11 protein-coding genes and 1 pseudogene are annotated in these 13517 nt (G+C 62.6%); 10 read left to right on the top strand and 2 right to left on the bottom strand.

Annotated features, from left to right (window positions below):
- Positions 1 to 20 precede the first annotated feature (20 nt).
- From EAH84_RS14135 to EAH84_RS14115, 5 genes are all read left to right on the top strand, one after another.
- Complete coding sequence (locus EAH84_RS14135; protein ID WP_140872643.1) at positions 21 to 560, top strand: SRPBCC family protein; 540 nt, start codon at positions 21 to 23, stop codon at positions 558 to 560.
- Positions 561 to 842: 282 nt separating this feature from the next.
- Complete coding sequence (locus EAH84_RS14130) at positions 843 to 3734, top strand: TonB-dependent receptor domain-containing protein (protein WP_161978410.1); 2892 nt, start codon at positions 843 to 845, stop codon at positions 3732 to 3734.
- Positions 3735 to 3745: 11 nt separating this feature from the next.
- Positions 3746 to 5713 carry a thiamine pyrophosphate-binding protein gene (locus EAH84_RS14125; protein WP_206663976.1) on the top strand — a complete coding sequence of 656 codons (1968 nt, stop codon included), beginning with the start codon at positions 3746 to 3748 and terminating at the stop codon, positions 5711 to 5713.
- 94 nt (positions 5714 to 5807) lie between these two features.
- Positions 5808 to 6452 carry a c-type cytochrome gene (locus EAH84_RS14120; protein WP_161978409.1) on the top strand — a complete coding sequence of 215 codons (645 nt, stop codon included), beginning with the start codon at positions 5808 to 5810 and terminating at the stop codon, positions 6450 to 6452.
- A complete protein-coding gene (locus EAH84_RS14115) occupies positions 6452 to 6988 on the top strand; it encodes a hypothetical protein (protein ID WP_140872640.1) in 537 nt (178 codons plus the stop codon). The genes EAH84_RS14120 and EAH84_RS14115 overlap by 1 nt, the downstream gene beginning before the upstream one ends.
- A 133-nt stretch (positions 6989 to 7121) precedes the next feature.
- On the opposite strand, the gene EAH84_RS16650 is transcribed toward EAH84_RS14115, so the two are convergent.
- The gene (locus EAH84_RS16650; protein ID WP_425326466.1) at positions 7122 to 7448 is read right to left on the bottom strand and encodes a c-type cytochrome; all 327 of its coding nucleotides are present in this window, start codon (positions 7446 to 7448) and stop codon (positions 7122 to 7124) included.
- Between the two features lie 170 nt (positions 7449 to 7618).
- Here EAH84_RS16650 and EAH84_RS14105 point away from each other — a divergent pair, with 170 nt between their 5' ends.
- The 5 genes from EAH84_RS14105 to EAH84_RS14085 all read left to right on the top strand — a co-directional run bounded on the left by EAH84_RS14105 (position 7619) and on the right by EAH84_RS14085 (position 12785).
- Positions 7619 to 7840 (top strand): hypothetical protein, encoded by a 222-nt coding sequence (locus EAH84_RS14105; protein ID WP_140872638.1) that lies wholly within the window; start codon positions 7619 to 7621, stop codon positions 7838 to 7840.
- Between the two features lie 284 nt (positions 7841 to 8124).
- Positions 8125 to 10095 (top strand): M1 family metallopeptidase, encoded by a 1971-nt coding sequence (locus EAH84_RS14100; RefSeq protein ID WP_140872637.1) that lies wholly within the window; start codon positions 8125 to 8127, stop codon positions 10093 to 10095.
- Between the two features lie 143 nt (positions 10096 to 10238).
- A complete protein-coding gene (locus EAH84_RS14095; protein WP_338326043.1) occupies positions 10239 to 10511 on the top strand; it encodes a metal-sensing transcriptional repressor in 273 nt (90 codons plus the stop codon).
- A gap of 35 nt (positions 10512 to 10546) precedes the next feature.
- A complete protein-coding gene (locus EAH84_RS14090) occupies positions 10547 to 11899 on the top strand; it encodes a cation diffusion facilitator family transporter (RefSeq protein WP_140872635.1) in 1353 nt (450 codons plus the stop codon).
- Positions 11900 to 12068: 169 nt separating this feature from the next.
- Positions 12069 to 12785: an IS6 family transposase gene (locus tag EAH84_RS14085; RefSeq protein ID WP_140872634.1), complete on the top strand. Its 717-nt coding sequence runs from the start codon at positions 12069 to 12071 to the stop codon at positions 12783 to 12785.
- A 61-nt stretch (positions 12786 to 12846) separates the two neighbouring features.
- Here EAH84_RS14085 and EAH84_RS14080 read toward each other — a convergent pair.
- A pseudogene (locus EAH84_RS14080) lies at positions 12847 to 13517 on the bottom strand (IS3 family transposase); the annotation flags it as partial.

Genomic DNA, 13517 nt, shown 5'->3' with positions numbered 1-13517 from the left:
ACAAAATGGGACTCAGCTACATGCAGATGAACGGTGAACGGCAGATTCCCGCGACCAGGGATCAGGTGTGGGTAGCGCTCAACGACCCCGCCGTTCTGCAGGCCAGCATTCCGGGATGCGAGTCAGTGGAACGGATCGGTGAGCACGAGTTGCAGGCAGTCGCGCGGGTCAAGATCGGCCCGATGTCGGCGCGCTTCAGCGGCAAGGTCACGCTCTCGGAGTTGGACCCGCCGAACGGCTATACAATTACCGGCGAGGGGCAGGGCGGCGCGGCGGGGTTCGCCAAGGGGGGGGCGCATGTCGCGTTGCAGTCGATGGACCATGGTACGCTGCTCAGGTTCGACGTCCAAGCGCAGGTCGGCGGCAAGATGGCCCAGATTGGTGCTCGTCTGATCGATGCCACTGCTAAATCGCTAGCGGATCAGTTCTTCGATCGGTTCGCTGGCCATTTCGCTGACGCGGATGCCCCGCAGGCGGAGCTCTCGACCGCTCCAGTGCGAGCATCGCCGTGGCGGCGGCTCTTGACGAGAATCGGCGGGTGGCTAGCGCGACGGCGTTGAACCTCGGCATAATGAGTTTCCGGCCTCCGGCACCGCCTGATTAAAGAGCTTAGTTGACGCGCGTAGTATTGTCATACATTATGGCGATCTGACGTGATTCAACGATTGATGCAAGATCGGGATAACGTGACATTCACGGTGAGGGGATTCTGGATGAAGGTGGATTGCGGAACGAGGTCCGCGCTGCGCAACGGCGTCAGTGTCATGGGCTTGTCGATAGCGATGGTGGTCGGCGTGCCAGCCTGTGCCGCTGGAACTCCGGCAAAACCAGCACAGCAGAATGTGGCCACACCGTCCGATCCCCAGGCATCGTCGGTTCCGACGCAAAGCCAGGTCCAGAGCGGGGACGCGACTCCCGGCCCAACCGTAGCCGCAGCGCCAATTCAGGCCGAGACGAAGGACAGTGTTGCCGCACCGATCAACGCTGCGGGCAATGGGCCGGACATCGTCGTCACGGGCACAAACCTGAACAGCGGTTTCCGTGCGCCCACCCCCGTGACGGTGACCACTGCCGAACAACTGAGCCAAAGCTCTCCCAACAATCTCGCGGATGGCCTGATCAAGCTTCCCGTATTCGGCGGCAGCCTGAGCACGTCGTCTCCGGGATCGAACGCAACTGCAGGCAACGTCGGCCAGAATTTGCTTAACCTTCGCGGGCTCGGCACCAATCGCAATCTAGTGCTGCTCGACGGCCGTCGCATCGTCGCCAATAACACCGACTTCGCGATTGATGTGAACACGCTGCCGCAGAATCTCGTAAGTCGCGTCGACGTGGTGACAGGCGGCGCGTCAGCGGCCTATGGCTCCGATGCCGTGGCTGGCGTCATCAATTTCGTCCTCGATACCAAATTCGAGGGGGTCAAGGGCGAGATCGCCAATGGCATTTCGACCTATGGCGATCTGCCGAGCGGGAAATATTCGCTCGCGGTTGGAAAGTCTCTGTTCGGCGGCCGCCTGCATCTGATCGCGAGCACAGAATATTATGTACGAAGTGGGCTGGGTGTCTACGATCAGAACGACCGCAAATGGTATACCGACCCTGCCGGTCTAATTCCCAACACCAACGGTACGATGCCGTCCAATGTGGTCGTGCCTAGCATCCGCGCGTCGAACGGGACCGCTGGCGGATTGATTTACACTGGCCCCGCGGGGCTTAAGGGAACTCAGTTCCTGCCGGGCGGCACGGCGGCTCCGTTCAACTACGGGACACTGTCGAGCGCAGGGTTCCAAAATGGCGGCGATGGCTTCGTGCCGAACTTCGGTTTCACCCCGGATCAGCGCCGCAGTACCAGCTTCTTCCATGCGGGTCTCGACGTGACGCCCGATATCACTGCCTACGCTGAATTCGGCTATGCCTATTCGCACACCCGGTTCAAGAACAACGCGCAGCCATTCACCGGCGCGGGCTTCGCGTTCACGATTTACAATACCAACCCGTATCTTCCGGCATCGGTCAAGGCGGCGATGGCCGCTGCGGGCGCGACCAGCTTCCGGTTGGGCCGCTATCTCGCCGATTTTCCCGAGTTCGAGATCGAGACAAACGCCAATGTCACGCGCGAGGCGGTGGGCCTGAAGGGCAGGGACCTGTTCGGTCGAGCCAATCTGAATTGGGAAGCGTCCTATTCGGCCGGCCAGACGTCGCAATATCTCTCCGAGAACAACATCGCCAATCTCCGCAACGTCTATGCGGCCGCGGACGCGGTGGTTAATCCTCAGACCGGACAGATTGTGTGCCGGTCGCAATTCTACTCCGGCACCACCTTCCTGCCGGGCGGTACCGGGCGCGATCCCGGTTGCAAGCCAATCAATCTGATCGGGTTCAACGCGAGCAATGCTGCGCTGGCCGACACGATCAACGGCACGTCGTTCAAGAAACTGTTGATCCACCAGAACGTCTTCGCCGCCAAAATTGCGGGTGATCTGGGGGATCGCCTGCAGTTGGGGGCGGGCCCAATCTCGTTTGCGACGGGGTTCGAATATCGCAAGGACAGCGCGAATCAGCGCGCCGACGCCGTCTCCGGGTCGCCGATCGACCTGACCGGCGTGCGGGGCGCACCCGCGGCTCTCCAGGGTCGGGTCGGCGGGTACCGGTTCTTCAACCCGCTGCCGTTCAGCGGCAGCCAGACGGTGAAGGAGGGCTTCCTCGAGCTTGGCGTTCCGCTGCTCAAGGACGTGTCGTTCGCGCGCTCGCTCAACCTCGACGGGGCGGTCCGCTACACCGATTACAGCCTAGCCGGTGGTGTCACCACGTGGAAGGGCGGCGTCGATTACGAGCCGATCGAGGGGATCCGGCTGCGCGGCACCGTCTCGCGTGACGTTCGCGCACCTAATTTGCTCGAAATCTTCAACACCGCGCTGCAGAATTCGCAAAACGTCCTGTATCCGAGCAGCACCAGCGGGGCGACGACACCGTCGCTGACGACGACAACCGGGAATCCCGACCTGAAGCCCGAGCGCGCCCTGACTCAGACGTATGGCGTCGTGCTGTCGCCGGTCCAAGTTCCGGCGCTGCATTTTTCGGTCGATTATTACAAGATCAAACTCAACGGCGCGATCGGTGCGCTAAGCGCGCAAAACGTCGTCGACTTCTGCGCCGCGGGTGAACAGAGCTATTGCTCGCTGGTAAATTTCAGCAATGGCGTCGTCAACGTCAATATTAAGCCGCTCAACCTCAACGTCCTCCAAGTCGAGGGGCTCGATTTCGAACTGTCCTACCGGCACAACGTCTTTAGCAATCCGCTGGGGCTCCGGCTGCTGGTCAATCGCGGGTTGAGCAACTTCAGCCAGGCGCCAAATGCGTCGCCGCTGGTGGCGCTCGATTCCGCAATCGCGCCAAAATGGAAGGCCCAGGCGCAGATCAGCTATGACGTTCCCGGCGTCTCGCTCTTCGTCAACGAACGGTTCGTTTCATCTGTGAGAATGGATCCGAACAAGGTCGAAGGGGTCTTCACCAACGACAATTCGGTGCCGGCAATTTTCTACACCGATCTCACGACGACTTTTAAGATTCATGGGCTCGGCGGCGATCATCAGCTCTACCTGTCGATCGAAAACCTGTTCAACCAGGATCCACCCGTCGATGTGATACCGCCGACGTCGACGTCGAGTCCGACGAACGCCGCCTATGATCGCATCGGCCGTTACTTTACCGCCGGTTTCCGGTTCAAATTCTGAGGAGGGCCGCCGTGACCGACCGATCGGGAACCGGGCGCCGTGATTTCCTGAAGAGTTCGATCGCGTTGGGCGCGACCGGGGTCGCGGTGCCCGCGCTGGCACAAAACACCGGCGCGGCGCGGGTGAAGTCGAGCCAGGCGCCCGGCCCCACCGCGACCGCGGCGCATGCCGAGGCCGGGCCGGTCGGCGCCGAACCTGACGACGTCAACGACCATCGTCCCCACGCGCCGGAATTCATCGAGCATCCCGGCTCGGATTATATGGTCGACCTGCTGCGGAGCGCCGGAATATCCTATGTCGCCGCAATGGCGGGCTCGTCGTTTCGCGGCCTCCACGAATCGCTCATCAACTATGGCGACAACAACTCCCCGGAACTGATCGCCTGCCCGCACGAGGAAGTTTCTGCGGCGATGTGCCACGGCTATGCGAAGGTCGCGGGTAAGCCGATGGCATGCATGGTGCACAGCACCGTCGGGCTGCAGCATGCGTCGATGGCGATCTACAACGCCTATTGTGATCGCGTTCCAATGCTGATCCTGGCTGCCAACACGCTTGACGAAACGAAGCGCCGCCCGGGGGTCGAGTGGCTCCACACCGCCGGGGATCTGGGCGCGTTCGTGCGCGACTTCATCAAATGGGAGGACACCCCGGCCAGTCTGACGCATTTCGGTGAATCGTTCATGCGCGCGCTGCAGTTGGCGATGACGCCGCCCTACGAACCGGTCCTGCTTGTGATGGATACCGAGCTCCAGGAAGATGCGATCCCGGATCGCGATGCCCTGAAGGTTCCGCGGCTGATGACTGTCGCGCCATCGGGTGGGGATTCCGCCGCGATTGCCGCCGCTGCCGAACTGCTGATCGGCGCGGAACATCCCTTGATCGCGGTCGATCGTGCGGCGCGCACGCCGGCTGGCATGAAGCAGGTCGTGCAGTTGGCCGAACTGCTCAATGCCCCGGTCGTCGACAAGGGCGGGCGGATGAACATGCCGACCAACCATCCGCTCAATCACACCGGGCGGACCGCGGCGTTGATCCGCGAAGCGGACGTCATCATCGGGCTGGAGATGACCGACATCTGGGGACTGGTGAACAATGTCCCCGACACGATCGAGCGCAAGGCGGTGCGGATCGCGCGCCCCGACGCCCAGGTCATCGGGATCAGCGCGACCTATGCGAACCCGCATTCGAATATCCAGGATCAGCAGCGCTATTACGCCTGCGATATCGCGATGGCGTCTGACGCCGAAGCGACGTTGCCGCAGTTGATCGCGGCGATCGAGGCGCGGCTCTCTCCGGCGCGTCGGGACGCAATAGCGACGCGGCGTCCCGCGCTGGAGGCGGCGTACCGGCGGATGCGTGCCGCCGATGCCACCGCTGCCGCGGTCGGCTGGGACGCTTCCCCGATCAGTACCGCCCGGCTGTCGATGGAATTATGGGACCGGATCAAGCATGTCGACTGGGGACTGACGACGGACAGCAAGTTCATCAGTTCGTGGCCGCAGCGCCTTTGGGATATCACCGAACATCATCAATATATCGGCGGTGAAGGGGGGTACGGCCTCGGCTACGGACTGCCGGCATCGCTCGGCGCGGCCTTGGCGCATCGCGATGCGGGGCGGATCGCGGTGGCGATCCAGACCGATGGCGACGTAATGATGCTTCCCAACACATTCTGGACGATGGCGCACCACCGGATTCCGCTGTTGATGGTGATGCACAACAATCGTGCCTGGCATCAGGAGACGATGCACCTGAAGCGCATGTCGAGCCGCCGGAATCGTGGTCCGACCACCTGGACGAACGGCACCACGATCACCGATCCGGTGGTGGATTTCGCGGGGCTCGCGCGTAGCATGGGCGTGTGGGCGGAAGGGCCGATCGACCAGCCCGCGAAGCTCGGTCCCGCCCTCGATCGCGCCTTGGCGCACGTCCGGGGCGGCGCGCCCGCGCTGCTCGATGTCGTAACCCAGCCGAGGTAGATCGATGACCCCGCGATCCTGTGCACCCCTTTTCGCCGCGACTGCCTTCGCGATCGCGATCTTCGCCGCGCAAGTACCCGTGGAGGGCGCGACGGTGCGCCGCCCGGGCGAGGGACCCGGCATCCCTGCGAATGAGCACGCTGGCAAACGGATCTTCGTCGAGCAGGGCTGCTACCAGTGCCACGGCTATGCTGGGCAGGGCTCGCCGATGACGGGGCCTGCCCTGGCCGGGTTGACGCTGAGCGAAGACGCAGTGGTCGATTACGTCCGGCACCCGGGGGGAGTCATGCCCGCGTTCAGTGTGACGATACTACCGCAAGACCAGGCCCGGGAGCTGGCTGGATATGTCCTTTCGCTGGGCCAAGGTCGTCCGCCGTCGAAAATTGCGCTGCTTGCTCCTTATGTCGTCGGCATGTCGGCGGCTGTAGCGGCAAAGCGCAACGCCGGAGATGTTCGGTCCGATCGAGCGGGCGATGCGCCAATGCCCACGTCGTCAGTGGCGGCGCGTGCCCCGGAAAGCGGTTCCGCGCTCTACGCCGCCAATTGCGCGATGTGCCATGGGGAGAATTTGGAGGGTGGCATCGGCCCAGATCTTCGCAGCGAACCGAAGAAGCGATCGGTCGATCAGATCGCGGCGCTGATCATGGCGCCCCCCGCGGCAATGCCGACACTTTATCCCGCGCCGCTTGACGCCGGTCGGGTGAAGGCGGTTGCCGCCTTTGTCCACGGTTCCCGCTGATGCGGTTCGCGGAACAATCATCGAGTAGAATAGCGGCGTTATCGAGACAGGAAACCCCGAACGTGATGATTCCTCCATCGATCCGCCAGCAATTTAACGGCACCGATCTCGAGCAGAAGATGGGGGTGGCGGCCATCCTGTCAACGACCGATCACGACGGATGGCCGCACCTGTCGTTCCTGAGCGTCGGCGAGGTGATGTGCGATCACCAGCGCGTCGCGCTCTTGTCGTGGAGTCGGTCCCACGCCGTCGAATCCATGGCGCGAACTCAGCGCGGCGTGTTGTTCGTGGCGGCAGATGACGTAGTTCACGAGATGCGGTTGGAAGCGGCCGTCGTATCCGCTGGGCTGGACGAAAAGACGCGCGTGATCGTCGCCGAGGTCAATACCCGGCGCGAAAACCGGGCACCCTATGCAGCGGTCGGTTCGCTCGTCGACTTCACGCTCGATGATCCAGCAGCCGCCGTGGCACGGTGGGCGAGGCAAATCGCAGTGCTCCGCCCCGCTCTGTTGGGGCAATCCGCCAGCCAACTTTAGCCACTCGGACATCGCTAATCGGCGACTTTCTTTCCGGGCCGCGATGACCTGGATCACCCAGCGTCGTGATCACAGCGGGGTTCGCCCTGCACACTCGCATCCCGGTGTGCGGGCTGCGACAGCGCGCGTTCCGCTATTTGAGCGTTTCGAGGTATTCGACAATGGAATCAGCATCCCCAGGTGGCTGCGGTGCGAGCGGCATTCGGTTCCCAGGCACGATTGTCCTTGGATTACTAAGGAAGCGCCGCAGCAGCTGGGGAGTCCAAACCAATTTGCTTCGTGCCATCGCAGCTGAATAGCCAAACCCGGCTTGCGACCCGGCACGCCGGTTTACGACACCCCGTAGGCTGGGTCCGAACGCACCCGTAGCGCCGGTGTGGCAAGCGGCACAATTTTTCTGGAAAAGCTTTTGGCCCAGAGGAGCAGTCTGCGCAGCTCCGCCTTGAGCCGCGGACAGCATCCCGGCTGCAATTGCAGCCCGAATCCCGTTGCGCAGGGCTGCGGTTCCTTTTCGAGGCACCTGTTCGACAACTTTCGAGAGCGCGAGCGCCCCAGGCGATATGGATTTCATACAAACATACTGTATGACAAAAGCAGATATGTCAAAGCAAGTCTGGGGTAGTCTCATGGGTGTGGATATCGGAGGCCGATCTGGCGATCATGCGGCGGATCGACGAGCTACATCTGCTCTACCCGTTCGCGGGTACGCGCGCGGTCGAAGACGCCGACGAACCGCTGTGGGAGCCCGGTGAAGTCGCCGAACGACTCCATCTGCAGACGCTGGATCCCGTCGCGAGCTTCCTGCGGATGACGAGCGGTGTTCTCGGCCAGGACCACCAGCTTGACCGTTGATCTCGGTCACACCCGCGGCGGATCAAGGCCGACAAGCTGGTCACGCCACTTGCGACCCGACCGCTCGCCCAGCTCGTCGATGTCGCTGACCCGTATTGTCGGCCTCGATTGATCGCTGAACGACACGGGCTGGTGGAATACGGACCGGCAGCTTTCAGCACCGAAGGCGCAAAGCCGACCCTATGCTACGGACTTGATCGACATCCGGATTTGCGGACATTGTCCGCTATCAATGCGCCGCTGAATGGTCATGATGCGCATACGATTAAACGTCTGGAGGGTCGATGAGACATCATTTTTCGCGGGCGATTCTACGTTCTTCCTGCGCCGCCGCCGCGCTGTGCACGACTCAGGTGCAAGCCGCCGACTTCGACCCGAAGGCCGCATTCGCCGTGCAGCCACTGCCCGACGGCGTGAACGTCTATCGCTCTTCCAGCGGCGCACCGGGACCAGGTTACTGGCAGAACCGGGTCGACTACGCGATCACCGCGCGGATCGATGCCACAGCCAGGACACTGACGGCCACCGAAACGGTCGATTACACCAACAACAGTCCCGACGCCCTGCCGAGCCTGTGGATGCAGCTCGACCAGAATATCTATCGTCCGAATTCGCGCGCGGCGGTGACAGGCGGCGGGCGGAGGGGCCGCGGCGGGGCCGAGCATAGCGACGGCTACGCCATCGCGTCGGTGGAAGTGCAGCGGGGCAAGGTCTGGGTGAAAATCCCGTTCGTCGTTTCCGATACGCGCATGAACCTCCGGCTGGACCAGCCGCTCAAGGGCGGCGGGGCCAAGCTGAAGTTCCGCATCACCTACCACTATGCCATTCCGGGCGTGTGGGGCGGGCGCAACTCGTGGCTCGACACGCCGAACGGGACGATCTTCGACATCGCCCAGTGGTTTCCGCGCATGGCAGTCTACGACGATCTGCGCGGCTGGGACACGCTCCCTTATCTCGGGTCCGAATTCTACTGCGAATATGGCGATGTGGATTACGCTGTGACCGTGCCCGCCGACATGATCGTCGCCGGCGGCGGCGTGCTGACCAATGCGGCGGAAGTCCTGACACCACTCCAGCGCGCGCGCCTCGCCAAGGCGGCTGGCAGCGACGCCACGGTGATGATCCGCACGCCCGAAGAAGTGACGCGCGACAGCGCGCGTCCCGCGTCGAAAGCCGAGAAGACCTGGCGCTATCACTTCGCCAACACCCGCGACGTGGCGTTCTCCGCCTCGCGCGCGTTCGTGTGGGACGCGGCGCGGATGAACCTGCCCGGCGGCAAGACCGCGCTGGCGGAAAGCGTCTATCCGATCGAGAGTGCCGGTGACGCCGGCTGGGGGAGGTCAACGGAGTACCTGAAGGATTCGGTGGAGCGCTTCTCGCAGCGTTGGTTCGCTTATCCGTATCCGACCGCGTGGAGCATCGCCGGCGGTTCGACGGGCATGGAATATCCGGGAATGGCTTTCGACGGCATCCAGGACAAGGGCAAGGAGCTGTTCTGGATCACCGCGCACGAGATCGGCCACACCTGGTATCCGATGATCGTCGGCTCGGACGAACGCCGCGACGCCTGGATGGACGAAGGCTTCAACACCTTCATCGACACGTTCGAAAGCGACGAGTTCAAGGGCGGCGTGTTCGGCCCGAAGCGCGACAGCGAATATGCCCCGGGCGGCGGCAATCCGGTGGACGAGATCCTGCCGCTGCTGGCGGACAGGGATGCGCCGCCGATCATGAGCTATCCGGACGTCATGGGCGAAAAATACCGCCATTCGGTCAGCTATTTCAAGACCGCGCTAGGGTTGCGCCTGTTGCGCGATGTCGTCCTTGGCCCGGACCGGTTCGATCCTGCCTTCCGCAAATATACCACCGACTGGGCGTTCAAACATCCCAGCCCGTCCGACTTCTTCCGCGAGATGTCGAGCGAATCTGGCGAGGATCTGAGCTGGTTCTGGCGCGGCTGGTTCTTCAACAACTGGCAGCTGGATCTGGCGGTGACGAACATCGCGTATACCGATGGTGACCCGGCCAAGGGTGCCGACATAACGCTCGAGAGCCGTGACAAGCTGGTCATGCCGGCGGTGCTGGAGGTGAAATATGCCGACGGCCATGCCACGCGGATCAAGCTGCCCGTCGAAACATGGATGCGGATCAGGCCCGTCATCGCGGCACCGGCCGGCCGCATATCATCGGTCATGCTCGACCCCGACCATCTCTTGCCGGACCGTGACCGAAGCAACAACGGCGTGGTGCCTTAGGGCACAACGAGGAAAGTCTGCTCAACTGCACTGAGACCCAAAAGGGCAACGTTCGACGCCGTATGGCGCGTCCCGACTTCCGCCACTCGTCCTGAAAATGACCGTCTTATAGCGTTGCCCCCCTACCCCCTAGGGGGTAGGGCATGTGCATGTCTCACGCTTCCGATCCCCAAGTGCGGCGCGGCCTTAAGCAGGCGTATGGCCACCTCGCATCGATCTTGCCGATGCTCGACGAAAATCGGTCCTGCCTCGAACTCGCGCAGCAGTTGCAGGCAGTCGAAAGCACCATACGCACGGTCAAGCGCGCGCTGATCCATGATCATATGGAACATTGCCTGGCCGACACGGTCGGCGATGGCGCCATGACCACCGAACAGGCGCTGCGTGAGTTCAAGGCGCTGACCAAATACCTGTGACGTCGGCGCGACCCGCAAAAAAAGAAGGTTTGAACATGGCGATAATCCGCGAATGGCTCGGTTTCGGCGGGCAGGACATTACGGCAGGGCATCATGGTCATGATCACGGCGGCGGTGCCGGTGGCCACGGCCACACCCACGGCGTGATCGATCCCTCGCTCACGACCTCCGATCGGGGCATCTGGGCGATCAAATGGTCATTTGTCATCCTCGCAATTACTGCCGCACTACAGTTTGCGGTCGTCCTGTTATCAGGCTCGGTCGCGCTGCTCGCCGACATGATTCACAATGTCGGCGACGCGACGACCGCGATCCCCCTGTGGTTCGCTTTTGTGCTCGCCCGTCGCAAGCCATCCAAGATGTTCACCTATGGGCTGGGTCGCGTCGAGGATCTGGCGGGTATTCTGATCGTCCTCATCATCCTGTTCAGCGCTATCGTCGCGGGCTACCAGGCGATCAGCCGTCTGATCCACCCGCAGGTGGTCAGCCATCTTGGCTGGCTGGCGGCAGCCGGCGTAATCGGCTTTCTCGGCAACGAGATCGTCGCGGTATTCCGTATTCGCGTCGGTCGCCAGATGAACAGCGCCGCGTTGATCGCCGACGGTTATCATGCCCGGACCGATGGCCTGACCTCGCTTGCCGTGGTGCTCGGCGCTGTCGGGGTGTGGTTCGGCTACCCGCTGGCCGATCCGATCATCGGTCTGATGATCACTATCGCGATCATGGGCATCGTCTGGCAATCCGCCAAGGCTGTGATCACACGCGCGCTCGACGGCGTCGAGCCGGGTGTGACCGCCGAAATCCGTCATGCGGCCGAGCATGTCGATGGGATCAACAACATCGCGGAGGCCCGGGCGCGCTGGATCGGCCATTCGCTCCATGCCGATATCGCGATCACGGTCGATGATGCGCTGACGCTGCCAGCCGCGATGGCAATCGCGCGAAACCTCAAGGAAGAACTGATCGAGCACGTCCCGGCACTCAGAACCGCGAATGTTACTTTCGCGCAGACTGCCGCCGATTCGATCGATCTTCCGAGGCCGAGCGAAGTCGGCCCGGCGCACCATCACGCCCCCGATCCATTCCGGTTCAGCAGCGATCTTGCCAGCGGAGCGCTCATCATCGCCGACACGCCGGACGGTGAGCGGATGCGCTTGACGTTAGATGACGGCATGCCTGGCTTGAAGGCTAAGGTGGTGATCAGCCGCGCGAGCGAGCGCGAGGAAATCCTGGAGCTATATCCACTCGACGGAAAGGGCATGCTTTTTCAAAGCAGCACTGCTCCGGCTGAGCCGCACGAATTTTCCGCGATTCTGTGCTTGGAAGGCGGAGAAAAACTGGTGTCGCTTCCTTTTGAGATGCGGGAACCCCAAGGTCACGCGCATTGATTGGCGTGGGCGCTGTCTGATGGGGTGGACGCCCCGCGACGGCATTTTGTGCCAAAGTAGGTGTGTCGATCACCTATGAGCAGGAGGCGTCCGTGGGAGAAGTTTGCACAATCGGGCGCTGTCAAACCAAATGCACCGATCGTTAAGCGGGGCCCGGTACGGTCATCAGATGCCACGTCCCCGCAAGCCGCAAAGCCCGTTCCGGTGTTTCAACTCATCGCCCGAGGTGATCCGGCTGGTGGTGATGATGTACGTGCGGTTCCCGCTGTCGCTGCGCAACGTCGAGGACCTGCTGTTCGAGCGCGGAATCGACATTTGCCACGAGACGGTGCGGCTGTGGTGGAACAGGTTCGGGCCGATGTTCGCAGGCGACATCCGCCGCCAGCGGGTCTCGCGGATGCGTGGGTTCCGCCATTGGCGCTGGCATCTCGACGAGATGTACGTGAAGCTGAACGGCGAGATGGTGTATCTCTGGCGTGCGGTCGACCACGAGGGCGAGATCCTCGAAAGCTACGTCACCAGGACCCGCGACAAGGATGCCGCGCTGCGATTCATGAAAAAGGCACTGAAGCGCCACGGCAGGCCCGAGGCGATCACCACCGACGGCCTGCGATCCTACCGCGCGGCGATGAAGGACCTTGGCAACGCCGACAAGCAGGAGATCGGACGCTGGGCCAACAACCGGGTCGAGAACAGTCATTTGCCGTTCCGACGACGAGAGCGGGCGATGGTCAGATTCCGGCAGATGAAGACGCTACAGAAGTTCGCCAGCGTCCATGCCAATGTCCACAATCACTTCGATCTCCAGCGCCATCTCGTCGACCGCCAGACCTACAAGGAACGCCGCTCAGCCGCGCTGGCCGAGTGGCAGGCACTCGCCAGCTGAGTTATGACCTCAAAGCCTGAACTGCATCGTGTGGAGACGAGTTCGCATTAGACTGACACCACCAGATCGTGGGTTTGCCGTAGCGTGCCAGCGCTTCTTCCAGCGCCTCGATGCAGAATGCGGTGTCGAGCGAGATCGAGACCCTCCAGGCCAGCACCCGCCGGGTGAACCAGTCGACGATCGCGACCAGATAGACAAAGCCGCGCGCCATCGGGATGTACGTGATGTCCGTCGCCCACACCTGGTTCGGCCGCGTCACCGCCAGCTTGCGCAGCAGATACGGATAGATCTTGTGTCCCGGCGCGGGCTTCGAGGTATTCGGCCGCCGGTAGATCGCCTCCAGTCCCATCCGCTTCATCAGCGTCGCGACATGCCGCCGCCCGACTTGCACGCGGTCCTGCCGGAGCAGATCGCGCAGCATCCGGCTACCCGCAAACGGGTAGAGCAGATGTAGCTCGTCGATCCGCCGCATGATCGCCAGATCGGCCTCCGATACCGGCCGCGGCAGATAATAGATGCTGCCGCGACTGATCTCGAGCTGCTGTGCCTGACGGGTCAGCGGCAGCGCATGGTTGCGGTCGATCATCGCTTTGCGCTCGGCAACAGACCGGCCTTCCCGAGCGCACCGGCCAAAAAATCGTTCGCCAGTGTCAGTTCGCCGATCTTGGCGTGCAGCACAGTCACGTCGATCGCCGGTTCGCTCGCGGCCGGCTCCGATCCGAATACGTCCGC

This window comes from Sphingomonas oligophenolica, from assembly GCF_006438955.1.
Taxonomy (GTDB): domain Bacteria; phylum Pseudomonadota; class Alphaproteobacteria; order Sphingomonadales; family Sphingomonadaceae; genus Sphingomonas; species Sphingomonas oligophenolica_A.
This window is presented reverse-complemented; position numbering and strand designations above follow the sequence as displayed.

Bases quoted from the DNA above. Each gene is read 5' to 3' on its own strand.
- EAH84_RS14135 (WP_140872643.1), top strand. From the start codon at position 21: ATGCAGATGAACGGTGAACGGCAGATTCCCGCGACCAGGGATCAGGTG.
- EAH84_RS14115 (WP_140872640.1), top strand. From the start codon at position 6,452: ATGCGGTTCGCGGAACAATCATCGAGTAGAATAGCGGCGTTATCGAGA.
- EAH84_RS16650 (WP_425326466.1), bottom strand. From the start codon at position 7,448: ATGCTGTCCGCGGCTCAAGGCGGAGCTGCGCAGACTGCTCCTCTGGGC.
- EAH84_RS14100 (WP_140872637.1), top strand. From the start codon at position 8,125: ATGAGACATCATTTTTCGCGGGCGATTCTACGTTCTTCCTGCGCCGCC.
- EAH84_RS14095 (WP_338326043.1), top strand. From the start codon at position 10,239: ATGTGCATGTCTCACGCTTCCGATCCCCAAGTGCGGCGCGGCCTTAAG.
- EAH84_RS14090 (WP_140872635.1), top strand. From the start codon at position 10,547: ATGGCGATAATCCGCGAATGGCTCGGTTTCGGCGGGCAGGACATTACG.
- EAH84_RS14085 (WP_140872634.1), top strand. From the start codon at position 12,069: ATGCCACGTCCCCGCAAGCCGCAAAGCCCGTTCCGGTGTTTCAACTCA.